The sequence below is a fragment of the Streptomyces hesseae genome (genome assembly GCF_031845785.1).
GTDB classification, from domain to species: domain Bacteria; phylum Actinomycetota; class Actinomycetes; order Streptomycetales; family Streptomycetaceae; genus Streptomyces; species Streptomyces hesseae.
Genome location: NZ_JAVRFI010000013.1, coordinates 61642 through 86092, shown reverse-complemented (window position 1 = coordinate 86092; position 24451 = coordinate 61642). Strand labels below are relative to the sequence as shown.

General features: G+C 69.9%; 23 protein-coding genes and 1 tRNA gene. 8 read left to right on the top strand and 16 right to left on the bottom strand.

The window, feature by feature from the left end; genetic code table 11:
* The first annotated feature begins 56 nt into the window (after positions 1–56).
* Both RM609_RS20425 and RM609_RS20420 read left to right on the top strand, forming a co-directional pair.
* Positions 57–1109: a fibronectin type III domain-containing protein gene (locus tag RM609_RS20425; RefSeq protein WP_311612840.1), complete on the top strand. Its 1053-nt coding sequence runs from the start codon at positions 57–59 to the stop codon at positions 1107–1109.
* Between the two features lie 104 nt (positions 1110–1213).
* Positions 1214–1618, top strand: a complete 405-nt coding sequence (locus RM609_RS20420; RefSeq protein ID WP_311612839.1) for a pyridoxamine 5'-phosphate oxidase family protein — start codon at positions 1214–1216, stop codon at positions 1616–1618.
* A gap of 101 nt (positions 1619–1719) precedes the next feature.
* Here the strand turns inward: RM609_RS20420 and RM609_RS20415 are convergent, their stop codons facing one another.
* A complete protein-coding gene (locus RM609_RS20415; protein WP_311612838.1) occupies positions 1720–2403 on the bottom strand; it encodes a TetR/AcrR family transcriptional regulator in 684 nt (227 codons plus the stop codon).
* Positions 2404–2493: 90 nt separating this feature from the next.
* Here RM609_RS20415 and RM609_RS20410 point away from each other — a divergent pair, with 90 nt between their 5' ends.
* Positions 2494–3885: a serine hydrolase domain-containing protein gene (locus RM609_RS20410; RefSeq protein ID WP_311612837.1), complete on the top strand. Its 1392-nt coding sequence runs from the start codon at positions 2494–2496 to the stop codon at positions 3883–3885.
* 111 nt (positions 3886–3996) lie between these two features.
* On the opposite strand, the gene RM609_RS20405 is transcribed toward RM609_RS20410, so the two are convergent.
* The 3 genes from RM609_RS20405 to RM609_RS20395 all read right to left on the bottom strand — a co-directional run bounded on the left by RM609_RS20405 (position 3997) and on the right by RM609_RS20395 (position 5407).
* Positions 3997–4152 carry a hypothetical protein gene (locus RM609_RS20405; protein ID WP_311612836.1) on the bottom strand — a complete coding sequence of 52 codons (156 nt, stop codon included), beginning with the start codon at positions 4150–4152 and terminating at the stop codon, positions 3997–3999.
* 222 nt (positions 4153–4374) lie between these two features.
* Positions 4375–4551, bottom strand: a complete 177-nt coding sequence (locus RM609_RS20400; protein WP_311612835.1) for a DUF397 domain-containing protein — start codon at positions 4549–4551, stop codon at positions 4375–4377.
* A 4-nt stretch (positions 4552–4555) separates the two neighbouring features.
* Positions 4556–5407: a helix-turn-helix domain-containing protein gene (locus RM609_RS20395; RefSeq protein ID WP_311612834.1), complete on the bottom strand. Its 852-nt coding sequence runs from the start codon at positions 5405–5407 to the stop codon at positions 4556–4558.
* Between the two features lie 229 nt (positions 5408–5636).
* Between RM609_RS20395 and RM609_RS20390 the strand changes: the two genes are divergently transcribed.
* Positions 5637–6116, top strand: a complete 480-nt coding sequence (locus RM609_RS20390) for an ATP-binding protein (protein ID WP_311612833.1) — start codon at positions 5637–5639, stop codon at positions 6114–6116.
* Between the two features lie 62 nt (positions 6117–6178).
* On the opposite strand, the gene RM609_RS20385 is transcribed toward RM609_RS20390, so the two are convergent.
* The 4 genes from RM609_RS20385 to dnaK are packed head-to-tail and all read right to left on the bottom strand — an operon-like array spanning position 6179 to position 10368.
* Positions 6179–6640, bottom strand: a complete 462-nt coding sequence (locus tag RM609_RS20385; protein ID WP_311612832.1) for a heat shock protein transcriptional repressor HspR — start codon at positions 6638–6640, stop codon at positions 6179–6181.
* A gap of 3 nt (positions 6641–6643) precedes the next feature.
* Positions 6644–7825, bottom strand: a complete 1182-nt coding sequence (gene dnaJ / locus RM609_RS20380; RefSeq protein ID WP_311612831.1) for a molecular chaperone DnaJ — start codon at positions 7823–7825, stop codon at positions 6644–6646.
* A 33-nt stretch (positions 7826–7858) separates the two neighbouring features.
* Complete coding sequence (gene grpE, locus RM609_RS20375) at positions 7859–8509, bottom strand: nucleotide exchange factor GrpE (protein ID WP_311612830.1); 651 nt, start codon at positions 8507–8509, stop codon at positions 7859–7861.
* A complete protein-coding gene (dnaK, locus tag RM609_RS20370) occupies positions 8506–10368 on the bottom strand; it encodes a molecular chaperone DnaK (RefSeq protein ID WP_311612829.1) in 1863 nt (620 codons plus the stop codon). The genes grpE and dnaK overlap by 4 nt, the downstream gene beginning before the upstream one ends.
* A 277-nt stretch (positions 10369–10645) precedes the next feature.
* On the opposite strand from dnaK, the gene RM609_RS20365 reads away from it, so the two are divergent.
* The 3 genes from RM609_RS20365 to RM609_RS20355 all read left to right on the top strand — a co-directional run bounded on the left by RM609_RS20365 (position 10646) and on the right by RM609_RS20355 (position 14580).
* Positions 10646–12916: a (Fe-S)-binding protein gene (locus RM609_RS20365; RefSeq protein ID WP_311612828.1), complete on the top strand. Its 2271-nt coding sequence runs from the start codon at positions 10646–10648 to the stop codon at positions 12914–12916.
* Positions 12917–13037: 121 nt separating this feature from the next.
* The gene (locus tag RM609_RS20360) at positions 13038–13550 is read left to right on the top strand and encodes a MarR family winged helix-turn-helix transcriptional regulator (RefSeq protein ID WP_311612826.1); all 513 of its coding nucleotides are present in this window, start codon (positions 13038–13040) and stop codon (positions 13548–13550) included.
* Positions 13551–13677: 127 nt separating this feature from the next.
* Positions 13678–14580, top strand: a complete 903-nt coding sequence (locus tag RM609_RS20355) for a Yip1 family protein (protein WP_311613001.1) — start codon at positions 13678–13680, stop codon at positions 14578–14580.
* A 63-nt stretch (positions 14581–14643) separates the two neighbouring features.
* Here the strand turns inward: RM609_RS20355 and RM609_RS20350 are convergent, their stop codons facing one another.
* Together RM609_RS20350 and dcd are read right to left on the bottom strand one after the other, a co-directional pair.
* The gene (locus RM609_RS20350) at positions 14644–15141 is read right to left on the bottom strand and encodes a phosphoribosyltransferase (RefSeq protein WP_311612824.1); all 498 of its coding nucleotides are present in this window, start codon (positions 15139–15141) and stop codon (positions 14644–14646) included.
* Positions 15142–15186: 45 nt separating this feature from the next.
* Positions 15187–15762 carry a dCTP deaminase gene (gene dcd, locus RM609_RS20345; RefSeq protein ID WP_071962992.1) on the bottom strand — a complete coding sequence of 192 codons (576 nt, stop codon included), beginning with the start codon at positions 15760–15762 and terminating at the stop codon, positions 15187–15189.
* A 529-nt stretch (positions 15763–16291) separates the two neighbouring features.
* Between dcd and RM609_RS20340 the strand changes: the two genes are divergently transcribed.
* Positions 16292–16362, top strand: a tRNA-Gly gene (locus tag RM609_RS20340).
* Positions 16363–16437: 75 nt separating this feature from the next.
* Here the strand turns inward: RM609_RS20340 and RM609_RS20335 are convergent.
* From RM609_RS20335 to RM609_RS20310, 6 genes are all read right to left on the bottom strand, one after another.
* On the bottom strand, positions 16438–17148 hold the full coding sequence (locus RM609_RS20335; protein WP_311612820.1) for a hypothetical protein: 711 nt from the start codon (positions 17146–17148) through the stop codon (positions 16438–16440).
* Positions 17149–17210: 62 nt separating this feature from the next.
* On the bottom strand, positions 17211–18422 hold the full coding sequence (locus tag RM609_RS20330) for an NlpC/P60 family protein (protein WP_311612819.1): 1212 nt from the start codon (positions 18420–18422) through the stop codon (positions 17211–17213).
* Between the two features lie 4 nt (positions 18423–18426).
* Complete coding sequence (locus RM609_RS20325; protein WP_311612817.1) at positions 18427–19221, bottom strand: hypothetical protein; 795 nt, start codon at positions 19219–19221, stop codon at positions 18427–18429.
* Positions 19218–21293, bottom strand: coding sequence for a hypothetical protein (locus tag RM609_RS20320; protein ID WP_311612815.1), 2076 nt, complete (start codon positions 21291–21293; stop codon positions 19218–19220). Before RM609_RS20320 ends, RM609_RS20325 begins: the two co-directional genes overlap by 4 nt.
* A 35-nt stretch (positions 21294–21328) precedes the next feature.
* Positions 21329–21889 (bottom strand): hypothetical protein, encoded by a 561-nt coding sequence (locus RM609_RS20315; protein ID WP_311612813.1) that lies wholly within the window; start codon positions 21887–21889, stop codon positions 21329–21331.
* Positions 21886–24450: an ATP-binding protein gene (locus RM609_RS20310; protein WP_311612811.1), complete on the bottom strand. Its 2565-nt coding sequence runs from the start codon at positions 24448–24450 to the stop codon at positions 21886–21888. The genes RM609_RS20315 and RM609_RS20310 overlap by 4 nt, the downstream gene beginning before the upstream one ends.
* Between the last annotated feature and the right edge of the window lies 1 nt (position 24451).

Sequence of the window (24451 nt, the reverse complement as noted above, 5' to 3'; positions counted from 1 at the left end):
CCGTTCTCACACCAGGGACTTTCACCATGTTCCGATCCCACGGGGGACCGCGCCCCTTGAACCGCCCCTTGAGCCGCGCGGCCATCGGCACCGCACTCGTCCTCGCCGCGACGGCGGGACTCGCCCTTCCGGCCTCCGCCGCGCAGACGGCACCCTCATCCGCCGTCACAGCCGTCGCAGCCGTCGCTTCCGGCCCGTCCGTGCCCACGGATTTCGAGGCCCGCTACGAGAACGGCGTCGTCCTGACCTGGACCGCCAACAAGGACGAGGCCACCACCGGCTACCGCATCCACCGCTGGCGCACGGCGGACGGCCCGGACACCGCCCAGGTGATCGCCACCGCGGGCAAGGTGCCCTTCGCCGGGCGCCATGTGGACGAGACCGAGCTGGACAAGGGTGGCGTCCACTACAGCTACGCCATCACGGCCGTCGGCAAGGACGGCGCGGAATCCGCCTTCTCCACGCCCCGGGACATCGTCCGTCCCTGGCACGCGGCCCCGGTCGACGTCGCCGCCACCCTGGCGGACGGCACGCTGAACATCCACTGGAAGCAGCCCGAGGTGGGCGACCGCCCCGACCACTGGATGATCTACCGCTCCAAGACCGCCCCGGTACGCCCCGAGACCGGCGCCGAACTCTTCCACGAGGCCGGCGGACCGGACGTCACCCTCCAGGTCCCGGAGAAGGAGGGCAACGACTACTTCTACGCGGTCGTCGCCGTCACCCCGGCCCGGTCGGCGTACTCGAAGTCGGTCAAGCCCACCGTCGCCGAGCGCAAGCCCGGACAGCCCGCCGCCCCCGTCATGTGGAACGTCGGCAGCGCCGGCAACCAGGGCGAGATCGCCCTGGTGAGCTGGGACGACGGCAAGGCCAGGCCCGGCGACCCCCGGATCGTGGGCTACAACGTCTACCGCTGGACGTCCGAGGAGCGGCCCGACGCCACGGACCGCAGCGGCGCGACGAAACTGAATACGGCGCCCGTCAGCGGCCGTTCGCTCCAGGACGCGGACGTCAAGGACGGCACCAAGTACTGGTACGCCGTGACGGCGGTGACGGCGGACGGCACCGAATCGGCACCGGCCGCGCCGGTCCTGTACTGGACCGCCTGACACCTGCTGGACCGCCTGACGTGCCCGGTCGGCCGGACCGCCTGACGGCCCCGATCGGCCGGGCGGGCCCCACGGCCCGGCCGACCGGGTCTAACCTGGCCGCCATGGCGATCGACCTCCGCGACCCCGACCCCGCCTACCTCGCCTTCTGGCGCGAGCGGCACGTCTGCACCCTCACCACCCTGCGCCCCGACGGCTCCCCGCACGTCGTGCCCGTCGGCGTCACCTACGACCCCGAGGCGGGGATCGCCCGGGTCATCTGCGACAAGAGCGGCCGCAAGGTCGCCAACGTCCAGGCCGCGGGCCCCGGGGGCGCCCGGGTCGCCGTGTCCCAGCACCAGGGCAAGCGCTGGGCCACCCTCGAAGGCCGCGCCGTCGTCCGCACCGAGGCCGACGCCGTCGCCGACGCGGTGCGCCGCTACGCGGAGCGGTACGAGCGCGTACCGCGGCCGAATCCCGACCGGGTGGTCATCGAGATCGCGGTCACGAGGGCGCTGGGCCGGGGCTGAGCGCTCCGCGGGAGGCGCCACGGCGGGGCGGGTCGATCGGCTGCGGCGCCGTCGTGGCTGGTCGTGCAGTTCCCCGCGCCCCTTCGGGCGCTGCCCCCTCCTCAGACAGCGCTGCCACCGGTGAGACGGGCCTCGAACCCGTCGAAAATGGCCCGCAGGCCGAACTCGAAGGTGCTGTCCGGCGCGGCCGCGTAGCCGGTGGCGGCGGCGGTGCCGAGCCGCTCGCGCAGGCGCGGGAAGCCCATGGCGACCTCGGTGGCCCGCGCCATGGTCTCGGCCATCTGCTGCTCCGCGTCCCCGTCCTTGCCCAGCCGCCGGTTCAGTGAGACCTCGGAGGCGGGCCCCAGTGCGCTGCCGACCACGAAGAGGAACACCGTGCCGGCCGCCCGGTCCGCGTCGGCCGCCGCGAAACCCGCCTTCTCGTAGAGGGCGAGGGTGTGGTCGTCGTAACGGGACTTGCCGGGCCCGTAGAGAAAGTGGCTGCCGAACGCCTGCCCGAGCCACGGATGCCGGGTGAGCATGGCGTGCATGCCGGTGGCCATGGCGGTGGCGGCCGTACGCCAGTCGTGGGCATCGAGGTCGGGCAGCGCCACCTCGCCCCAGACCGCGTCGCCCGCCAGCCGGACCAGATCGTCCTTGGTCTTGATGTGCCAGTAGATCGCCGTGGCGGCCGAACCCAGCCGTTTGCCCAGGCTGCGCATGTTGAGACCGTCCAGCCCCTCCTCGTCCAGCAGCGTGATGGCGGCACGGACGATCTGGTCTGCGGTCAGGGTGTTCCGAGGCATACCCATCACCCTACTTGAACTAAGTACAGGACCTGCCCTACGCTGCACTTGCACTTAGTTCAAGTAAGTAAGTCAGCGGAGGGGAAAGCGATGTCGCAGGAGCAGCAGCTGGCCGGGTTCGTCGAGGCCAAGGCCGAGGAGCTGGGCGTTCCCGGCGTGGCCGTCGGGGTGCTGATGGACGGGCGCGAGACCTACGCGTCCCACGGCGTGACCAGCCTGGACAACCCGCTGCCTGTCGACGAGCGGACGCTCTTCCACCTGGCCTCGGTGAGCAAGACCTTCACGGCGACGGCGCTGATGCGCCTGGTCGAGGCAGGAAAGGTCGACCTGGACGCGCCGGTGCGCCGCTACGTCCCCGAGCTCGAACTCGCCGACGAGGAGACCGCGGAACGCATCACCGTTCTCAACCTCCTCAACCACACCGGAGGCCTGGACTGGGCCCTGCTCGACACCGGCGAGGAGGACGGCACCCTGCCCTCGTACGTGGCGAGGATGGCCCAGCTCCCCCTCATCGCCCCGCCGGGCGCCCGCCCCTCGTACAGCCAGGCCGGCTACAACCTGGCCGGCCGGATCGTCGAGAAGGTCACGGGCCTGAGCTTCGAGAAGGCCATATCCTCACTCGTCCTCGAACCCCTGGGCCTCTCGAACACCTTCTACGACCCCGAGGACGTGATGATCCGGCGCTTCGCCGTCGGCCACAACCTCGGCGAGGACGGAACGATGCGGTCCGCCCAGCCCTGGAAGGCCTTCCGCCCCGGCGACCGCGCCAACAACCCCGGCGGAGGCATCGCCTCCTCCGCGAGCGACCTCCTGCGCTGGGCCCGCTTCCACCTCGGCACGACCGCCGCAGACAGCGTCCTCCCCGCAGACGCGCTGCGGCGCATGCAGAGCGAGACGGTCGCCCTGCGCGGCAGCACGCTCGGCGACGCCTTCGGCATCGCCTGGTTCCTGCGCGACATCGACGGCGTCCACACCATCGGGCACGGCGGCTCGGGCAACGGCCAGTTCGCGGAGCTCCTCGTCGTACCCGAGCGGAACTTCGCCGTCGTCGCCCTCTCCAACGCCGGCCCCGACGGCTACGTCTTCAACCAGGCCGCCCTCCGCTGGACCCTGGAGCACTACCTCGGCGTGGTCGAGCACGCCCCCGAGCCGCTGCCGTACGACGCCGCCGCGGCGCACGAGGTCGTCGGCCACTACGAGAACGACGCCATGAACCTCGACATCGCCACCGACGGCTCCCGCCTCACGCTGGCGGTCGGCATCAAGCCGGAGATCCGCGAGGCGTCGGACATGGAGATGCCCCCGGACTACCCGGCGGCCGCGATGGGCCTCCTGCCCGGAGGCGACGACGAATACGTCATCACCGAGGGCGGCCTCGCGGACCAGCGCGGCTTCTTCACCCGCGACGACGCCGGCACGATCGTTGGCGTCGACCTCGCCGGTCGCCTCTTCGGTAGGCGGGACGACCGCCAGCGCCGCTAGGCGCGGAGCGCGCGTGCGTGTGCGTGTGCGTGTGGCAGCGCAGTCCCCACTCCGGTGGGCGTTTTGCGGCCCTTCCCGTGAAGGATCGCGCTGCCCTACGCCGAGACGCGCCTAGGCGAAGGCGAAGACGACGACGAGCAGGACGACGAGCAGGGCGAGCGTCTCCCACCGGCCCGCTCGCCTGAGCGTACGCAGCGACATGGGCTTCCCGGACCGCGAGGTCGCCGGCCGGTTCGGCGCGGCGTCGTCGGACGTGGTGTCGTTCATCCCGCCACGTTAACAAGGGCGCACCCAGTCCTGAACATGCGCGGATTTCCCCCGTACCACGCCGGCCGAGGGAGGCACGCAGGCCACGGGAACGACCCGGCCCCACCCCGGGCCTCGTGGGCACGTGCGGCAGCGAAAACCTCACACGGGTGGGCGATTTGTGGCCCTCCGCGGGGAGGATCGCGCTGCCTTGCGGCGAGCGTGGCGACCGATGGGCGCCGGTCAGGCGCGGGTCGCCTTTACGGCGCGTATGAGTGCCGCGAACGAAGCCGGTGCGGTCACTATGACCGTGCCGGGGGCGTCGCTTTCGCGAAGGGTGACATCGCCGTTTACAGCGGCGACTTCCACACACTCGTTGTTGGGAGTCCCTCCCGAGTACGTGCTCTTCTGCCAGGCCATTCCCTCATGCCTCCCGTGCAATGCAGCGCATGAGGTCCCTCGATGCAGCCGGAGTCAGCGCTAGGCCCTCTACAGCAGTGAGAACTCGTCTGTAGTCGACAAGCCGGTCTTCTTCGCCCACGAAGACACTGTGGTGCACCGCGTCGAACTGAACCGTGTCCAGCTGTCGCACTGCCGCTTCGGCGTAGAGCATCGCATACGAGGCGCCGCCGAAACCATCCGCCGCGAAAGGGATAACTCGCACGCTCACACCTGGTCGTTCAGACGTCTCCAGGATAAATGCGATCTGTTCCCGCAGAACCCGGCTGTCGCCCACTTTGATGCGAAGGGCTGCTTCGTGGACGAGGACGTCCAACCTCGGCGGCGCCTCGCGGTCGAGAATCTGGCGACGCTTCATCCGGAAGTCAACGATGGCATCGAGCTCTTGAGGAAGCAGCTCGTGCGAGTTATTGCTGTACACCGCACGCGCATACGCTTCGGTTTGCAAAAGCCCCGGCATGTGGACCACTTGCAGCGACCTCAGTCGCACAGCGTGGTGCTCCATTTCAGCCAGGTCCAGGAGCGGCTGAGCGATGACACTCCGGTATTTCTCCCACCACCCGCGCCTACGCTCCGTTGCCATGGCAACCAGCGCATCCACCAACGCGGCGTCCGGCACGCCGTAATGGCTCGCCAGCCGACGCAGTCGCTCCTCGCTCACCGCCGTACGACCCGACTCGTAGAGCGACATCTTGCCCTGATCAACGCCGACGACGCGTGCAGCCTCACCCGCAGCCACACCAGCGCACTCTCGCAACTTCCTTAGCTCTGCCCCCAATCGCACCTGGCGAGCGGTGGGATTCGTCCTCGGCGGCATACACCTCTCCTCGTACTCTCGCGCCACTGTGGCACGACCGGACCCCATCGGGCGAACTTTCCCAACGCGGTTGCTGGGTGCCATATTTGGCACCTACGTTGAGTGGCGCGCCGCTCACACAGTGGCGAAATCCGGCCGCCCCGGAAGCGCACCGCCCTGCCCTGCCCGCGCAGCGGCGCGGCGGCATCGACACCGGCTCGGCCACCAACACCCCACCGCAGGAGGCGACATGCTGCTGCACCTTCCCGCCACCCCGAAGCCATCCCCCGCCCCGGACGTCGAACCGTTCGAGTATCGCCTGCTCATCCCCCACGACGCCCGAGCCGTCCAGGTCGCCCGCACGACCATCCGCGCCACCCTCATCGCCCACGGGCTACGCGAACTCATCGGCCGGACCGAGCTGTTGGCAGGGGAAATGCTGACGAACACGATCGTGCACACCACCAGCACCGCCGAGCTGACGCTCGCCTGGTCGCAGTGGGGGACCCTACGGGTCGTCGTACGGGACGCGTGCGCGAAGACGCCCGCACTCCGCGCGACAACACGCCCGTTCGACAGCAACGGCCGCGGCCTCCGCCTCCTCCAGGCACTCGCGGACCGGTGGGGGTACACCCCGCTGCATCGCGACCTGCACGGCGAGGAGACCAAGACGGTCTGGTGCGAGATCAGCCACAGGGTGCCCGCCGCATGGGCGGCGGCGGCCACATGAAACGCACGACGGGCCCGTCACCCACACAGTGGGTGACGGGCCCGCGGGCCGAACCGAAAGAATCAGCCGTGCTTCTTCTGCTCCCGCTTAGGGCGCCAGACGACGAGCGCGCTCGCCTGCTGGACGTCCTGGTACGGGACGAGGTCCCGGCGATAAGACGCGTGGACCTGCGCCTCGCGCTGCTGCATCGCAGCCGCCGCGCCGTCGACGACGGACTGCAGCTCGGCGACACGGGCGCTCAGCGCAGCGACCTGGTTCTCCAGCTCGATGATGCGCTTGATGCCGGCCAGGTTGACGCCCTCGTCCTGGCTCAGCTGCTGCACCTGACGCAGGAGCTCGATGTCACGCGCCGAGTAGCGGCGGCCGCGGCCGGCCGTGCGGTCGGGGGAGACCAGGCCGAGGCGGTCGTACTGCCGCAGGGTCTGCGGGTGGAGGCCCGACAGCTGGGCCGCCACGGAGATGACGTAGACCGGCGACTCCTCGGTGAGCTCGTAAGGATTGCGTCGGCGGCCGATTCCTTCCATGGGTCACGCTCCCTTCGCGGCCTGGAACAGCTCCGCGCGCGGGTCCTCATCGACTGTGGCCTCGCGGTAGGTTTCCAGGGCTTCCCGGGCCTTGTCGCTCAGTTGGGTGGGCACGGCGACGTCGATGGTGACGAGGAGGTCGCCGCGGGTGCCGTCCTTGCGGACCGCGCCCTTGCCGCGGGCACGCATCGTCCGGCCGTTGGGCGTGCCGGCGGGCAGCTTGAGGGTGACCGGCGGGCCGCCGAGGGTGGGGACGCGTACCTCGCCGCCGAGGGCCGCCTCCGTGAAGGTGACGGGCACGGTGATGGTGAGGTTGTCGTCCTTGCGCCCGAAGACGGGGTGGGAGCCGACGTGGACGACGACGTAGAGGTCGCCGTTGGGGCCGCCGCGCTCGCCCGGGGCGCCCTTGCCGCGCAGGCGGATCCGCTGGCCGTCGGAGACTCCGGCGGGGATGCGGACCTGCATGGTGCGGGAGGACTTGGCCCGGCCGCTGCCGTGGCAGACGTCGCAGGGGTTCTCGGGGATGAGCCCGCGGCCCTTGCAGTCGGGGCAGGGGTCGGTCAGCGAGAAGCCGCCGCCCGAGCCGCGCGACACCTGGCCGGTGCCGACACAGGTCGGGCAGACCCTGGGCGTACCGTTTTTGTCGCCCGTGCCGGAGCACGCCTTGCATGCCGCCGAGGAGGACATCCGCAGCGGGACGGTGGCGCCTTCGACCGCCTCGGTGAAGTTGAGCGACACCTCGGACTCGATGTCCTGGCCGCGCCGGGGCTGGGTGCGGGGACCGCCGCCGCCCCGGTTGAAGAGGCCGCCGAAGACATCGCCCAGACCGCCGCCGAAGCCGCCGGCTCCGGTGCCCGTGCCGGCTCCGCCCTGGGCGCCTCCGAAGAGGTCGCCCAGGTCGAAGTTGAACGAGCCGCCGCCCGGCCCGGCACGGAAGCCTCCGTTGCCGAACAGGGCGCGGGCCTCGTCGTACTCCTTGCGACGCTTGGGGTCGGCCAGGACGTCATTGGCCTCGGAGATCTCCTTGAAGCGCTCCTCGGCCGAGGCGTCGCCCTTGTTGGCGTCCGGGTGGAACTCGCGGGCGAGCTTCCGGTACGCCTTCTTGATCTCCGCCTCGGTGGCGTCCTTGGAGACGCCGAGGACCTTGTAGAGGTCCTTTTCCAGCAAGTCCCTGCTGAGGCTCATCCTCGGCGTCCCTCCTTCCCGTCACTCATAGCGTCAGCCCTCTTCCGGGCCACCGCTCTCCTCGTCGGAGTCCTCGCCCTTGGGGCTCGCGCCCGGCTGCGGCTCGGCCACCGCGACGCGCGCGGGGCGGATGGTCCGCTCGCCGATGCGATACCCCGGCTGGAGGATCTGCACGCACGTCGTCTCGGTGACGTCGGGCGCGTAGGCGTGCATCAACGCCTCGTGGACCAGCGGGTCGAAGGGCTCGCCCTCCTTGCCGAACTGCTGGAGGCCCATCTTGGCGACGACGGTCTCCAGCGACTCGGCGACGGACTTGAAGCCGCCGACCAGCTCGCCGTGGTCGCGGGCGCGACCGATGTCGTCGAGGGTGGGGAGGAGCTCGGACAGAAGGTTCGCCACGGCGACCTCCTTGACCGCTACCCGGTCCCGCTCCACCCGGCGACGGTAGTTCTGGTACTCGGCCTGGAGCCGCTGGAGGTCCGCGGTGCGCTCACCGAGCGCGGCCTGGGACTGGTCCAGCTGTGCCTGGAGGCCAACCTCGACGAGGTCCTCGGCCGCGGCCGGGCCGGCCGGGGCCGCCTTGTCGGCGGACCCGGCGGCCTTCGCCGCGTCGTCGGGGGTCGTGGCGTCGGAGGTGCCTTCAGGCTTCTCGTTCTCGTCGAAGCCCGGGGTCTCCTCCGTCACGCCGACGCACCGCCCTTCGGCTTCTCGTCGTCGACGATCTCGGCGTCGACGACGTCGTCCTCGGCCTTGGCCTGCTGGCCGCCGGCGGCACCGGCGCCCGCGGCACCGGCGGCGCCCTGCGCGCCCTGGGCGTCGGCGTACATGGCCTGGCCCAGCTTCTGGCTGACCGCGGCGACCTTCTCGGTCGCGGTGCGGATCTCGGCCGAGTCCTCGCCCTTGAGCTTCTCCTTGAGCTCGGCGATGGCGGTCTCGACCTCGGTCTTCACCTCGGCCGGGACCTTCTCCTCGTTGTCCTTGAGGAACTTCTCGGTCTGGTAGACCAGCTGCTCGCCCTGGTTACGGGTCTCGGCGGCCTCGCGACGCTTGTGGTCCTCCTCCGCGTACTGCTCGGCCTCCTGGCGCATGCGGTCGACCTCGTCCTTCGGCAGCGAGGAGCCGCCGGTGACGGTCATCTTCTGCTCCTTGCCCGTGCCCAGGTCCTTGGCGGTCACGTGCATGATGCCGTTGGCGTCGATGTCGAAGGCGACCTCGATCTGCGGGACACCGCGCGGGGCCGGCGGCAGGCCCGTCAGCTCGAACATGCCGAGCTTCTTGTTGTACGCCGCGATCTCGCGCTCGCCCTGGTAGACCTGGATCTGCACGGACGGCTGGTTGTCCTCGGCCGTCGTGAAGATCTCGGAGCGCTTGGTCGGGATCGTGGTGTTGCGCTCGATCAGCTTGGTCATGATGCCGCCCTTGGTCTCGATACCGAGGGACAGCGGGGTCACGTCGAGGAGCAGGACGTCCTTGACCTCACCCTTGAGGACACCGGCCTGGAGGGCGGCGCCGATGGCGACGACCTCGTCCGGGTTCACACCCTTGTTGGCCTCCTGGCCGCCGGTCAGCTCCTTGACGAGCTCGGCGACGGCGGGCATACGGGTGGAGCCACCGACCAGGACCACGTGGTCGATCTCGGAGAGGGCGATGCCCGCGTCCTTGATGACGTTGTGGAAGGGGGTCTTGCAGCGCTCGAGGAGGTCCGCGGTCAGCTGCTGGAACTGGGCGCGGGTGAGCTTCTCGTCCAGGTGGAGCGGGCCCTCGGCGGACGCCGTGATGTAGGGCAGGTTGATCGAGGTCTCGGTGGACGAGGACAGCTCGATCTTCGCCTTCTCGGCGGCCTCACGGAGACGCTGGAGCGCCATCTTGTCCTTGGACAGGTCGACGCCGTGGCCGTTGGCGAACTGCTTGACCAGGTAGTCGACGACGCGCTGGTCCCAGTCGTCACCACCGAGGTGGTTGTCACCGTTGGTGGCCTTGACCTCGACGACACCGTCGCCGATCTCCAGCAGCGAGACGTCGAAGGTGCCGCCACCGAGGTCGAAGACCAGGATGGTCTGGTCGTCCTTGTCCAGGCCGTAGGCCAGGGCGGCCGCGGTGGGCTCGTTGACGATGCGCAGGACGTTCAGGCCCGCGATCTCGCCGGCCTCCTTGGTGGCCTGACGCTCGGAGTCGTTGAAGTACGCCGGGACGGTGATGACCGCGTCGGCGACCTTCTCGCCCAGGTACGCCTCGGCGTCGCGCTTCAGCTTCTGCAGGATGAAGGCGCTCATCTGCTGCGGGTTGAAGGTCTTGCCGTCGACCTCGATCTTCCAGTCAGTGCCCATGTGGCGCTTGACGGAGCGGATCGTCCGGTCGACGTTGGTGACGGCCTGGCGCTTGGCGACCTCGCCGACCAGCACCTCACCGTTCTTCGCGAAGGCGACGACGGACGGCGTGGTCCTGGCGCCCTCGGCGTTGGTGATGACGGTGGGCTCACCGCCCTCGAGAACACTGACGACGGAGTTCGTCGTACCCAGGTCGATGCCGACCGCACGTGCCATGTCGATTCCTCCAGCTGACTTGAGTGGAACAGACTCAAGAGTGCAACAGGGAGGGAAAACCTGTCAACAGACCTGAGTCGTCCACACTCAACTTTTATGTCGGCCTTACAGTCACCCAGGGGCACAGGAGGGGTGGAGGAGGGCCGCGAAGGGTTGCCTGCGCGACGCAGATCACCGGCGATGCGGGTATATCGCGCGCGGGAGAGTGAGTAGTCTCGAACGGACTGGATAAGTTACCGATTAGTAATCCCGCTCTCCCACCCGGAGGAGCCCTCCCATGCAACTCGCCGCGATCATCGTGTCGCTGGTCCTCATCGCGGTCGGCGTCGCGCTGTTCGGCCGTGCCCTCCTCCAGATCTACCGCTTCGTAAGGCTCGGCCAGCCCGTACCGGCGGGAGTCCGCACCGACGAACCGGTACAGCGCACGGTCACGGTGGCCAAGGAGTTCCTCGGCCACACCCGTATGAACAAGTGGGGCGTCGTCGGCGTCGCGCACTGGTTCGTGGCGGTGGGCTTCTTCTCGCTGCTGCTGACGATCGTCAACGCCATCGGCCAGCTCTTCAAGGCCGACTGGATCCTGCCGGTCATCGGCGACTGGGCGCCGTACAACGTCTTCGTCGAGTTCGTCGGCACGATGACCGCGCTCGGCATCCTGGCGCTCATCGTCATCCGGCAGCTGAACCGGCCGGGCGGCGCGGGCCGCAAGTCCCGCTTCGCCGGCTCCAACACCGGCCAGGCGTACTTCGTCGAGGCCGTCATCCTCATCGTCGGCGTCTGCATCTTCATGCTGCACGCCCTTGAGGGCGCCCAGCACCATGTGGACGGCTACGAGGCCTCGTTCTTCATCTCGTACCCGGTCGTCTCGTGGCTGGAGGGAATGGACCTCTCCACCCTCCAGAACCTCACCTACTTCTTCGCCGGGCTGAAGATCGCGACGTCCTTCATCTGGATGATCACGGTCGCGCTGAAGACGGACATGGGTGTGGCCTGGCACCGCTTCCTGGCCTTCCCCAACATCTGGTTCAAGCGCGAGTCCAGCGGCGACGTGGCGCTGGGCGCGCTCCTGCCGATGACCAGCCGCGGCGAGCCGATCGACTTCGAGGACCCGGCGGAGGACGCCGTCTTCGGCGTCTCGAAGATCGAGGAGTTCTCCTGGAAGGGCATCCTCGACTTCTCCACCTGCACCGAGTGCGGCCGCTGCCAGTCGCAGTGCCCCGCCTGGAACACCGGCAAGCCCCTCTCCCCCAAGCTCCTGATCATGGCGCTGCGCGACCACGCGCACGCCAAGGCGCCGTACCTGCTCGCGGGCGGCGGCAAGGACGCCGAGGGCGAGGAGAAGGGCACCGAGGAGCAGCTGAAGGACGTCCCGGCGGCCGCCCTGGCCGAGGCCGAGCGCCCGCTGATCGGCACGCTGGAGGAGAACGGCGTCATCGACCCGGACGTGCTGTGGTCCTGCACCACGTGCGGCGCGTGCGTCGAGCAGTGCCCGGTCGACATCGAGCACGTCGACCACATCGTCGACATGCGCCGCTACCAGGTGATGATCGAGAGCTCCTTCCCGTCCGAGGCGGGCACGATGCTCAAGAACCTGGAGAAGAAGGGCAACCCCTGGGGCCTGGCCAAGAAGCAGCGGCTCCAGTGGACCAAGGAGGTCGACTTCGAGGTCCCGGTCGTCGGCAAGGACATCGAGGACCTCACCGAGGTCGACTACCTCTACTGGGTCGGCTGCGCCGGCGCCCTGGAGGACCGCGCCAAGAAGACCACCAAGGCCTTCGCTGAGCTGCTCCACATGGCGGGCGTGAAGTTCGCCATCATGGGCGGCGACGAGAACTGCACGGGTGACTCGGCCCGCCGTCTGGGCAACGAGTTCCTCTTCCAGCAGCTCGGCCAGCAGAACGTCGAGATGCTGAACATGGCGTTCGGCGAGGACGCGGACGAGGGCATCAAGGTCGAGAAGGCGAAGAAGAAGATCGTCGCGACCTGCCCCCACTGCTTCAACACCATCGCGAACGAGTACCCGCAGCTGGGCGGCGAGTACGAGGTCATCCACCACACGCAGCTGCTCCAGCACCTCATCGACGAGGGCAAGCTGATCCCCGTCACCCCGGTCGAGGGTCTGATCACCTATCACGACCCCTGCTACCTGGGCCGCCACAACAAGGTCTACACCCCGCCGCGCGAGATCATCGCCAAGGTGCCGGGCCTGCGCAACGAGGAGATGCACCGTCACAAGGAGCGCGGCTTCTGCTGCGGCGCCGGCGGTGCGCGCATGTGGATGGAGGAGCGCATCGGCAAGCGCATCAACAACGAGCGCGTGGACGAGGCGCTGTCCCTCAACCCGGACATCGTCTCCACCGCCTGCCCCTTCTGCCTCGTCATGCTGACCGACTCGGTCAACGGCAAGAAGAACGACGGCAAGGCCAAGGAGTCCATCCAGGTCGTCGACGTGGCCCAGCTGCTGCTGGAGTCCGTCAGGACCCCGGCCGCCCCGGAGGGCGACGGCGAGAAGGCCGACGCGCCGGAGCCGGACCCGGAGCCGGTGAAGTAACCGCTTCCGTGCCGTGTACGAGGCCGGGCCCCGCGAGCGATCGCGGGGCCCGGCCTCGGTCGTTTCCGTGACGACCAACACTCTTGATCTCAACCATGCTTGAGGTCCTACCGTCGTAGACATGACGACGACGCCGCAGAACACCCAGCTGACCACCCCCAAGGCCGACGACGCCAACCTCGCCGGGCAGCCCATCGGCTACTGGAGCCACGCGACCCACAAGGCCGTCATCCGGCACATCCGCGGCGCCCTGGCCACGCAGGACGTCACGCAGCCGCAGTGGTGGGTCCTGAACCGGACCGTCCTCGTCGAGGGCGGCCTGACGAGGCAGGAGCTCCGCGAGTCGCTCACCGTCAACCTCGACCACCGGCCCGAGGAGATCGACCAGGCCCTGTACGGCCTCCTCGCCCGCGGCTGGATGACCGAGGGCGGCGAGGACCGCTATGTGCTGACCGACGCCGGCCACGAGGCCAAGGAGCGCATCTTCGAGGTCGTGCGCAGGGTGCGCGCGGAGATCCACGCCGGCATCACGGACGAGGAGTACGCCGCCGCCCTCACCGTCATGCGCCGCATGATCAGTAACGTGGGGGCCGACGAACTGCTCTCGCCCGACCGGTGGCTGCCCAAGCGGTAGCCACCGGTCCCCTGGGTTTTCCCCTAGGGGATGTCACAGGTCGGCCGCAAAGCCCGGCTTGTTCGCCCATGGGCGGCTACGGGAGCTCTCCGGAGCGGGTACGTTCGAAGGCGTGGCTGGATTCAGGATGGGACGAGGACGGGACGCCCAGGGCCCCGGGCCCGCGTGGCAAGGACAGCAGGCTCCGTACGGCGGCGGCCAGGGCGCACCCGGACACTCCGGCGCGCCCGGCGGCGGCTACGGGGACCAGCGGCAGTGGCAGGCGCAGGGACAGGGGCAGGGCGGCTACGACGAGCCGGAGTACTTCGGCGGGGGCGGACAACCCCAGCAGCAGCCGTACCAGCAGCCGCAGCCCCCGCAGGGCTACCCCCAGGACCCGTACTACGGGCAGGACGCGGGCCGCACCCAGCAGTTCAGCGTCGGCGAGGCACCGGACGCGTACGGCGGCTACGGCGACGGGCCCGCCGGCCCTCCCCCGCCGCCGCCCGGACCGCGGCTGCACTGGAAGGAGCTGCTGACCGGCATCGTGCTGCGCCCGTCGGCCACCTTCTGGCAGATGCGGGACCACCAGGTGTGGGCCCCGGCCCTGATCGTCACCTTCGTCTACGGCCTGCTCGCCGTCTTCGGCTTCGAGAAGGCCCGCGCGGACGTGCTGCACGCCTCGTTCGCCGATGTGCTACCCGCCGTACTGATCACCGGCGTGATCATGGTGGTCGCCGGGCTGATCCTCGGCGCGGTCACCCACACCCTCGCCCGGCAGCTCGGCGGCGACGGCATATGGCAGCCGACCGTCGGCCTGTCGATGCTGATCATGTCGATCACGGACGCGCCCCGGCTGCTCTTCGCGATGTTCCTGGGCGGCGACAGCACCCTCGTCCAGTTCCTGGGCTGGGCCACCTGGCTGGCGTGCGGCGCGCTGCTGACGTCGATGGTGAGCAAGTCGCACGACCTGCCGTGGCCCCGGGCGCTGGGCGCCTCGGCGATCCAGCTGGTCGCGCTGCTGTCGCTGATCAAGCTGGGCACGCTCTAGAGACGGCATGAAGGAAGGGCCCCTCCGGATTCCGGAGGGGCCCTTCCTTCGTACCGCTACGCCTTACGCGTCGAGGACCTGGCCCTCGCGCCGCACCACCGGCGGCTCGACGGACCACGGGAAGTTGATCCACTCGTCCGTCTTCTTCCAGACGTACTCGCACTTCACGAGCGAGTGACTCTTCTCGTAGATGACCGCGCTGCGCACCTCGGCGACGTGGTCGAGGCAGAAGTCGTGCACGAGCTTGAGCGTCTTGCCGGTGTCGGCGACGTCGTCGGCGATCAGGACCTTCTTGTTGGAGAAGTCGATCGCGTTCGGGACGGGGGAGAGCATGACCGGCATCTCCAGCGTCGTACCGACGCCCGTGTAGAACTCGACGTTCACCAGGTGGATGTTCTTGCAGTCCAGCGCGTAGGCCAGACCGCCCGCGACAAAGACGCCACCACGGGCGATGGACAGGATGATGTCCGGCTCGTAGCCGTCGTCCGCGATGGTCTGTGCCAGCTCACGGATGGCCTGCCCGAAGATCGGGTAGGTCAGGTTCTCGCGGATCTCACTCACTGTTGCTCTTCGCCCTGTTCCCTGGACCGTCTTAGCTGTGGACGGTCAGACCTGCGTGCGGTGGAAATTCTGGAAGGAACGCGAGGGCGTGGGCCCACGCTGTCCCTGGTAGCGGGAACCGTGCTTCGCGGACCCGTAAGGATGCTCGACGGGTGACGTCAGCCGGAACATGCACAGCTGGCCGATCTTCATCCCGGGCCACAGCTTGATCGGGAGCGTGGCCATGTTCGACAGCTCCAGCGTCACATGCCCGGAGAAGCCCGGGTCGATGAAGCCGGCCGTCGAGTGCGTCAGCAGACCGAGACGGCCGAGGCTGGACTTGCCCTCCAGCCGCGAGGCGACGTCGTCGGGAAGCGTGATCACCTCGTACGTCGAGGCGAGGACGAACTCGCCCGGGTGGAGGATGAACGCCTCGTCGCCCTCCGGCACCACCTCACGGGTGAGGTCCGCCTGCTCGACCGCGGGGTCGATGTGCGGGTACCGGTGGTTCTCGAACACCCGGAAGTAGCGGTCAAGCCGCACATCGATGCTCGACGGCTGCACCATCGATTCGTCGAACGGGTCGATCCGCACACGGCCGGCGTCGATCTCGGCCCGGATGTCCTTGTCTGAGAGAAGCACGTCTCGAGGATACGCAAAGAAGCCGGACAACCTGACAACGCGACCCCGGCCCCGGCGGGGGCCGGGGTCGCGCCGGTCGTCAGCTCCTCGTCATCGGCACTTCGTCATCGGTTCTTCTCGGACGTCACAGGGACGGAGTGCCGCAGCCGCGCGCAGCGGGGGCAGCGCAGCAGCCGCCCGGGACCGATCCGGGAGGATCCGAGATGCTGCATCGGGAACGAAGCGGTGCTGAACACGTGCCCCTCGGCACAACGAACGACGGTGCGCTCCATAGAGCTCCCTTTCCCCAAGTACATGACCAACAAAAGCCACATTAGGGGATGAATCGGACCGGCCGAAGCGCGGCACCCCGACACCCCCTCGCGGTTTGCCGGCCCCCCACGGTACGCCCCAACTCCCGCCCGCCACGCCCGCGTCCCCATCGCCACCACAGCGCCCTCACACGACAGGAAGGCCACCACGGCGAGCGCGCCGGGGGCCTTCGATGAGGTAGAGTGTGCGACGATGCGAGGCCCTGAGGGGCCTTCGCGCGGGCGTAGTTTAATGGTAGAACATGAGCTTCCCAAGCTCAGAGCGCGAGTTCGATTCTCGTCGCCCGCTCTTTTGAAACGGACCCCAGGCCGGATGGCCTGGGGTCCGTTGCGTTGTCGGGGGCTTTGGGAGCCCCCGACCCCGCTACGTCGTCAGGTGGGCGACCCGGCCGAGTTCCGGCCGGAGGGCTTCCGCCGCCGCCGGATCGGTCGTCCGCAGCAGCGCCCAGGCGGCGTGGGCGTTGCGGGCGACGCGGCGGGTCTCCACGTCCCGGGCCCCGGCCTGGCGGCGGCGTTCGGCGGTGAGCAGGTGGAGCCGGGTGGCCGCGGCCCAGTCGTCGCGCAGCAGCAGGGACAGCCAGGCGCGGGTGCCCAGCGCGCCGAGGGCGTGGGGGTGGAGGGGGCCGAGCTCCGCGCTCAGCGCCGTCTCCAGTTCCTCCGCCGCGACGGCCGCCCCGGCCAGGTCGCCGCGCAGTTCGGCGGCGACGACCCGGGCGAGCACGGCGGCGTGGTGGGGGGCCAGCGGTCCTGCCTGCTCCGTGGGCGCGGGCGCGGGCGTGGGCGGTACGACGGCCGGCGCCGGTACCGGGTGCGGCCCGTCCAGTGGGGTCACCGCGCCGTCGTGATCGACGATCAGGGGCCAGACCGAACCGTCCGGCTCCTTGGCGTTGATCCGCACCGGGTGCCCCCGGCGGGCGGCCCGGACGCGGATGTCGGCGAGTGCCGACGTACGCGCGTCCTGCCCGGGGAGGTTCTCGACCTGCTCCCCGTCGACAGTGGCTTCCCCCGTGGCACTGATGACGATCGTGTACACGGGCGTCAGGGGGACCGAGTCGAGGTCCGTCACTACAGGCATGGCCAATCAATCCTTACTTCCCGCCGGTCCCCTTCGGTTCCGCCGCACCGTCATCATCAGGATCATCCCGCGTTGGGGTAGTAGGGGGGCGACCAGCCCAGGTACTTGGCGCCCCACTTCGTCTCGATCGCGGTGGCCGGGACGATGGCTATCTCGCCCTTGCCCTCGATGTCGTTGGACGCGATGTTGCCGTCCCCGACGTAGATCGCGACGTGTCCGGCCCGGTGCCCGGTGTCCCAGAACATCAGGGCGCCCTTCGGCGGGTTGCGGTCGCCGTCGTGCCGCATGTCCTTGGGCATGATCTGCGTGTAGTGGTCGATGGCGTAATCGGTGCCGGAGAAGTTCCAGCCGTATGCGATCGAGGTGAAGGCCAGACACTTCTGGTACCAGTCCGCGCGGTGGCTGGCCGCCTCGGCCTTGGCCCACGCGATGGCGTCGTCGGTCGAGCGGCGGTTGACCACCTTGGCGGGCCATCCCGAGGCGCCGTCGTGGAACGGTTCGCCGGGTGCGGCGGGGGTGCCGTTGCCATTGCCGGTGGTGTTGCAGTTCCCCGGACCGCCGTCGGGCTTCGGGTGGCCGTCCTGCGCCGGCTTGTTCCCGGACTGCCCCGGCCGGCCCGGGTGGTTGTCGCCCGCGCGCTCCAGATCGATGCCGGCTTCCTTCGCGATGCTGCGCGCCTGGGTCTCCTTCGGCCCGTAGGCGTCGGGGAAACCGGATCGCTGCACCTTCTGGGCGGCGTCGTTGAGCGACATGCCCTCCCACGAATAGCTCGTCAGCCCCGGCGGGTCACCGCTGTCGCCGCCGAAGAAGAACATGTGGGCCGCGTACTTGGGGTCCATGATCTGCTCTTTGGTGCCCCAGCCCGTCGACCACTGCTGCTGGAAGAGACCGAGGGAGTCCCGGTCTCCATAGTTGATGTTGTCCAACTCCGACTCCGCCAGCGCCGTCATCAGCGCGATGAGCGTGGCGCGGCCGGGCAGCTTCCCGTCCTTGGCGACCTGGTCGATGATCTTCGCGTTCTCCACCTGGCGCTTGCGCAGCTCCTTGCCCGCCCCACCCGTCTCGTCCCCGCCACGCCCGTTGGCCCCGTCGTCGGCGGGCTGGCCGGGCTTGCCGCAGGCGGCGGCGGACGAGGCGCCGCCGCCGATGCCGGCGAACGCGCCGAGCAGGACCAGGAAGGCCATGAACAGGGCCGCGACCGGTACGCCCAGCTTGACCATGAGGGCACGCCGGGCTCCCCCCGCCGCCAGGGCGAGGGCTTCACGTCCGTTCAACGACTCAGACCCCCAGGACCCTGCCCACGCGCCAGCCGTCGTCGCCGCGCGTGATCTCGGTCAGCAAGACCTTGGTGTCGTTGTGCTTCTGGTAGCCGGCGACGGTGGTCTCGACGGTGACCCTCCGCCACACCCGCGTCGGGGTGTCCGCCTGCTTGCGCACACGGTCGTCGTCGGCCGGGCCGACGGTGACCTTGTCCACCGTGGCCACGCCGCCGTCGGCCACCAGCTGGTACCAGGCCTTGTCGTCGAACTGTTCGAGGTTCTTCTCCAGCGCCTCGGTCATCCACGGAGCCGCCCGCCGGACCGGGACCTTCTGGTCCTTGTCCACGGGCGGGTTGCGGGTCATATAGGCGCGCGCCCAGCCCTCGGCGGTCTTCTCCGGGGTGCTGAGGTCGGCCTTCGGCGCGGCACCGGAGGCGGCGGGGGACGGCGCGGCGCCGGGGCTCCCGCCCCGGCCCGCCCTGGCCTCCGCGCCCGGTGCGTCCCCGCCCGCCTGGACCACCGTCGACGGCGCCCCGGCGTGGTCGGGCCACCAGTGGTCGGCGGCCAGGCCGACGAGCAGCAGGCAGACCACCACGACGACCGCGCCACCCGCCGTGACGGGCTCGCGACGCCGCTCCTCGGCGATGCGCCGCTTGAGCTCGACCTTCTGGTCCTGCCGGTAGATCTTGCGGGCCCGCCGGCGCAGGGAGCGCTTGGGGGCCTGCTGGATCTCCTCGGGGTACTCGTACTCGAATCCGGCCTTGAGGAGCTCCCGCCACTCGGCGGAGTCCTTGGGCCTGTCCGCCTTGGTCACGAGCCGTTCCTCCTCCTGCGACGGCGGCCGGGGGCCGGAGTACGGGCCGCGGTGGCGGCACCGGAGGAGGAACGATTCTGCGGCTGGCGGTCACGCTGCTGCGCGGCACCGTTCCGGTGGGCCGCGGTCGCCGCCCTGCGACCGTCACTGATGCGCTGCTGCCGGGGCACGCCGCGCGGCGGCGGCGCCGAGCGGAAGCGGTAGCCGTCCTGGCCGTTGCCCCCACCGGGCCGCGCGGGCGACGGACGGCGCCGGTTCGCGGCCTGCTGCTGCGCCACGGCCCCCGTACGGCCGGCCTGTGCCGGCGCGTTCGCGTTCCGGCCCTGGGTCTTCTCCCGCTCCGCCGCTCCGGCCATGGACCGCGGCCGTACGGTGCCCACCGGGGTGGTGCGCCGCGTCGGCAGGTCGGCGGTCTTGCCGGCACCGCCGCGGTACGTGCCCGCGCCGGACCCGCCACCGGAGCCGCGTCGCCCGGCCGTACCGCCCGCGCCCTGCCGACCGGAGGTGTCCTGCCCGGCGCCCGAGGCGCCCTGTGCCGCGCCGCCCCGGGACTTGCCGCCTGTGCCCAGGCTGAGCGGCACGGCGGGGTTCTTGGCCATCCAGGAACCCATGGACGCGGCCTTGCCTATGTGGGAGACCTTCTCGTCGAAGGCCTGGGCGCCCTTCCGCGCACCGGCCATCGCCATCCGGCCTGCGCCCCTGCCCGCCATTCCGGCGCCGCGCAGGGACTTCTTGGCCGTCCAGCCCCCGGCCCGTCCCGCCAGCCTTCCGGCGCCGCGCGCCATCGCGGAACCGAACGCGGAGGCTCCCGGGCTCATGGCGCCGGTGACACCGACGATGCTCTCCATGACACCGCGGAACTTGAACGCCACGACCGCGCTGGTGATGCTGATGCCCGCCGAGGCGAACCAGCCGTACTTGCCGATCATGGAGACGCTGGCGGTGTTCAGGATCAGCACACAGCCGAGCACCATCGTGCTGACGAACGACTGGAGCGTGAAGCCCAACAGCATGTCGAACCAGCGCATTCCCCACTGTCTCGGTCTGCCGGGGATGACCCACATGCAGGCGAAGACCACTCCCGCCAGGAGCAGCATCAGCGCGCCGATGAGCGAGGCGAGCGAGGCGAAGGCGAGCATGATGGCCAGGGCGGCAAAGAGGACGACGCAGACGAAGGCGGCGATGGTGACAGGGACGCGGCCGGCGTTCTTGCCCTTGCGCCAGTTGACGGCGGGCTCTCCGACGCAGTCGGAGCAGACGTGTTTACTCAGCCAATCCTCGCGGGCACCTGTGTCATCGCCCTTCTCGTCCCAGAGCTTCTGGGCGTACTCCTTGCACACGTTCATGTTTCCGAACTCGGCAACACACCAGGGCGTTACGACGTACGAACGCCAGATGGCGTCCGCCGACTGACGCAGCATGTTGTCCTGCGTCGAACCGTTGAAGGCCACATCGCCCCCGATGTCGATGGGCTCCTTGGTCTCCTTGCCCATACCGGCGCTGGTGGCCTCCATGGCGATGGAACTGCCGATGCTGCGCACGGAGTCGATTCCGCCCACCCACGCCTGTGGCGTGGTCAGCAGTGACGCCGACAGGATTCCCGACGCGGCCACCCAGCCCAATTGACTGAGGGCGCTGCCCCCGGCCTTTCTGTGGTTGACCCACGCCACCAGCGCTCCCACCGCCAGGGCGGTGGGGAGCAGTGTCTCGGAGACGGCTCCGGCGGCGCCCGAGATGGCGTGGGTGATCGCCTCCTGGAGCTCCTTGACGGAGGTGAACTTGATGGCCCACTGCACGACGACCACGGCCGCCAGACCGACCAGGACCGTCAGGCCCATGAAGATGACGGCGATGCCCTGCTGGATCTGGTAGCCGATCTCGTCCCAGCCCAGCTGGCAGTCCAACTGGTAGAGACCGCTGCCGCTGTAGCGCTCGAACAGCGTCCCCGACTGTCCGGAGGGGCGGGTACTGGGCGAGGGCAGCAGTACGCCCATGCCCGCCGGGTTGTACTTGGACGTGTCCTTGGCGGAGGCGGCGCCGCCCGTCACCATCAGGGTGGTGAGTGTCCCCATCAGGGGGATGGCGAGGGTACGGAGCCGCGGAATCCTCACTTCGACCTCATGAGGGCGTCGCGCACGGGGTCGGCATGCCGCATCTCGGAGTCATAGATGTCCGCGTCCTGCTCGACCAGCCACGTGGCGCCCTCCTTGACCATGCGCAGGGCGACCCGTTCGGCGTGACGGCCCTCGCTGTTGGTGAACGTGGTCGTCACCATGAGGCCGGTTCCCGCGAGGTAGCGGTCGGTCGCCGGAACGGTCTCGGGGGTTCCCTCGAAGACGACCGTGGCCGGGCTGGCGTCACCATCGCCCGCGATGTTGGCCTTCGCGCAGTCGTCCACCGACTTGCCGTCCCGGCCCTGCTGGGTGGACAACTCGCACGCCTGACGCCAGTCCCGCTGGTGCACGGACTGCCGGTACTTGACCGCCACGGCCTTCATCGCCGCCTCGTCCTGCCCGAAGGCGCCCGGTGCCTTGGACGCACCGGAGGAGCCCGGCTTCTTGCCGTCCTTGCCGTCGCCGCCGTCCTTCCCGCCGTCCGAGGACGACGAGCATCCGGTCACCAGCAGGGCCGACGCGACCACCACGGCCGCGGCCGTCATCCGCTTCATGCGATTGCCTCCTGAGGTTCGGACTTGCTCATGGACACGGAGGACGGCTGTTCCGCCCCGATACCGGTCGTCTTCGGCGTCGTGTTCAGCAGCTCGAGAATCTCCAGCGACGGCACGTCGAACTGCACCGTCGCGCTGCTGAAGCGCCGGTCGCGCATGATGCAGTGGCCGTGGCGGATCTCCTGCGTCACATCGACGCCGATCGCCTGGATGAGCTGGCGCGTGTGGTCGCCCTTCGGCAGGTCGAGCAGCGCGGCCATCGCGTCCTGCTGTTCGGGCGTCGTCAGCTGGAAGCCGAAGACCGTGGTCATCTGCTCCACCAGACCCGTCAGGCTCGCCAGCGACTCCGGGTCCTGGGTGTCGACGACCAGCGCGGTGTGGAGGGCGCGGCCGACACGGGCGATGTATTGGAGGAAGGAGCTGCCCTCGCGGGTCGCCGTCAGGACGTGCACCTCCGGCACGGCCACGACCTTGCGCAGACCGCGCAGGTCCTTCCGGCCGGCCATGCTGATGCCGTACGCGAGCAGCGAGTGGACGAGGGCCACCGACAGGCGCTGGTGCACCGACCAGTCGTCGCGGTCGTCGTCCGGCGACGGCAGGGTGATGCCGGGGACCTGGACGACCCAGATGCCGGGGTTCGGCGTGATCAGCGTGGTGCCGGACGGCCTGCCCATGAAGGGCGCGCCCAGGCCCGTCAGCGACAGCTCGTAGAGCGCGTCGCCCGCCTCGCGGCTCAGCTCGTCGTCCGACTTCCGCAGCCGCTCGATGACCTTCCAGGTCGCGGGGTCGCCCTCGGCGATGACCTCGTTGACCGCGCTCTGGATCGGGGTCTCCGCGCCGCGCATCCGCAAGTGTTGCGGCAGCGCGATGCCGAGCTGGGCCGGGACCTCGGTCTGGGCGCGCTCGGCGCTCTCGCCGGAGAGGAGGGTGAAGAGGTCGGCGACGCCGGCGAACTGCGAGCCCGTCTCGATGAGATGGGCGTTGAGCCCGTAACGCTGACCGGCCGAGACGAGGCCGCCCATGTCGCCCTTGAAGTCCAGGGCCAGCACGAAGGAGCCCCGGAAGCCGGAGTCCAGCAGGGACAGCATCATCGCGGTCGTCTTGCCGCGGCCGCTTCGTCCGATGAAGGCCGAGGTCGTGGCGTCGCCGCGCTCGGAGCCGCCGGTGAGGTCGTTGCGTACGACGCCGGGCGTCGAACCGGTCAGATAGCCGATGATCGGGCCGCTGTCGTCGCCCACCGACGCGCCGCCCCAGAACCAGGAGCCGGCGAACGCGCCGACCGTCCGGGTGTGCAGCAGGTCCGGCACCCGCAGCATGTCGCCGGGCTGGGACTCCAGCCACAGCTCGCGCTGCTCCTCGGCGGCGACGCTGACCTCGATACCCAGTCCGCCGTAGAAGCCGATGACCGCGTCGCAGCGGTTGCGCAGGTCCTCCAGTGAGACGTCACTGCTGATGATCAGCCGGGGGTGGTCCTCCAGCAGCGTGACGTCCTCGCGCTTCATGTCGCGCGAGAGGGCCGTCATCGTCTCCTCGGTCTCCTCGATCTCCTGCGCGGTCTCGCCGGCGGAGTGCTTGGCGGCGCTCTGCCGCTGCTCCTTGGCCAGCCGGCGGACCTCGTCGATCTGCTTCAGCGCGTCCCGCTTGTGCAGCACCTTGAAGCGGACGGACGGCTCGGCGTTGACCGGCTTGACGTGGATGTCGCGGTCGAGGTCGTCGTCCGTGTACTCGGGCACGTACGTGATCTCGGCGACCGCCCGCAGCCATTCGCCGGCGCCCGGGGACTCCATCTCCTCCGGGAAGCCGTCCATGGTCAGCACCGCCGTCCACGCGGACGTCTCGCCGCGCTGGTCGACGATGCGCAGGTGGTCGGGGTAGGGCAGCACCCGGCCGCGGGTGAGCTGGGCCAGCTTGGCGCCGGTGATCGTGCCGTCGCCGTCCGGCGTCGGCAGCGGGGCGCCGCGGCGCTGCTCGCGCGCGATCATCCAGGCCAGCATCTCGACGGTGGCCGGCTGGGCCTTCCAGGGCGTGGTCTCCAGCTGGCGGCCCAGGCGCCGGGTCAGGGCGTCGAGCCGCGCGAGCTCCTTCGGGGAGACGGACGTGGAGCCGATGCCCATGGCGTCCTGGACGCCCCGACTGCCCCGGGCCTTCGCCTGCGTGGAGCGCTCCTGGATACGGACGCCGAGCAGCAGCAGCCGGGTGGGGAGCTCCAGGTCGTCGAGGCGCTCGATGCGGGTCTCCGCCCAGGCCGCGTAGTCGCCGGCCGAGAAGAGGCTCTCCGCCTCGTCGCGGTACTCGTTGGAGTTCAGCGGCGCCCAGAGCACCCTGAGGTGGCAGTCGTAGCCGGAGAGGGTGCGGGCGAGCGCGCTGCTGGCCTGGTCGTGCTCGGCGTCCCGGGCGCTCTCCGACATCAGGTCGGTGTTGGAGCCCGCGAGGACGAACCACGCCTCGGCGTGCGTCTCGGTGACGATCAGGCCGTCCGCGAGGGCGACGTAGCGGGGCGGCGGGGCGGAACGGTCACCCTCGACGCCGAGGAAACGGGCGATGCCCTTGAACAACTTCACT

Bases quoted from the DNA above. Each gene is read 5' to 3' on its own strand.
- RM609_RS20385 (WP_311612832.1), bottom strand. From the start codon at position 6,640: ATGGAAGGAATCGGCCGCCGACGCAATCCTTACGAGCTCACCGAGGAG.
- dnaK (WP_311612829.1), bottom strand. From the start codon at position 10,368: ATGGCACGTGCGGTCGGCATCGACCTGGGTACGACGAACTCCGTCGTC.
- RM609_RS20360 (WP_311612826.1), top strand. From the start codon at position 13,038: ATGACGACGACGCCGCAGAACACCCAGCTGACCACCCCCAAGGCCGAC.
- RM609_RS20400 (WP_311612835.1), bottom strand. From the start codon at position 4,551: ATGGCCTGGCAGAAGAGCACGTACTCGGGAGGGACTCCCAACAACGAG.
- RM609_RS20420 (WP_311612839.1), top strand. From the start codon at position 1,214: ATGGCGATCGACCTCCGCGACCCCGACCCCGCCTACCTCGCCTTCTGG.
- RM609_RS20395 (WP_311612834.1), bottom strand. From the start codon at position 5,407: ATGCCGCCGAGGACGAATCCCACCGCTCGCCAGGTGCGATTGGGGGCA.
- RM609_RS20410 (WP_311612837.1), top strand. From the start codon at position 2,494: ATGTCGCAGGAGCAGCAGCTGGCCGGGTTCGTCGAGGCCAAGGCCGAG.
- RM609_RS20415 (WP_311612838.1), bottom strand. From the start codon at position 2,403: ATGCCTCGGAACACCCTGACCGCAGACCAGATCGTCCGTGCCGCCATC.
- RM609_RS20320 (WP_311612815.1), bottom strand. From the start codon at position 21,293: ATGGGGACACTCACCACCCTGATGGTGACGGGCGGCGCCGCCTCCGCC.
- RM609_RS20355 (WP_311613001.1), top strand. From the start codon at position 13,678: ATGGGACGAGGACGGGACGCCCAGGGCCCCGGGCCCGCGTGGCAAGGA.
- dnaJ (WP_311612831.1), bottom strand. From the start codon at position 7,825: ATGAGCCTCAGCAGGGACTTGCTGGAAAAGGACCTCTACAAGGTCCTC.
- RM609_RS20335 (WP_311612820.1), bottom strand. From the start codon at position 17,148: ATGCCTGTAGTGACGGACCTCGACTCGGTCCCCCTGACGCCCGTGTAC.
- RM609_RS20365 (WP_311612828.1), top strand. From the start codon at position 10,646: ATGCAACTCGCCGCGATCATCGTGTCGCTGGTCCTCATCGCGGTCGGC.
- RM609_RS20390 (WP_311612833.1), top strand. From the start codon at position 5,637: ATGCTGCTGCACCTTCCCGCCACCCCGAAGCCATCCCCCGCCCCGGAC.
- RM609_RS20405 (WP_311612836.1), bottom strand. From the start codon at position 4,152: ATGAACGACACCACGTCCGACGACGCCGCGCCGAACCGGCCGGCGACC.
- RM609_RS20315 (WP_311612813.1), bottom strand. From the start codon at position 21,889: ATGAAGCGGATGACGGCCGCGGCCGTGGTGGTCGCGTCGGCCCTGCTG.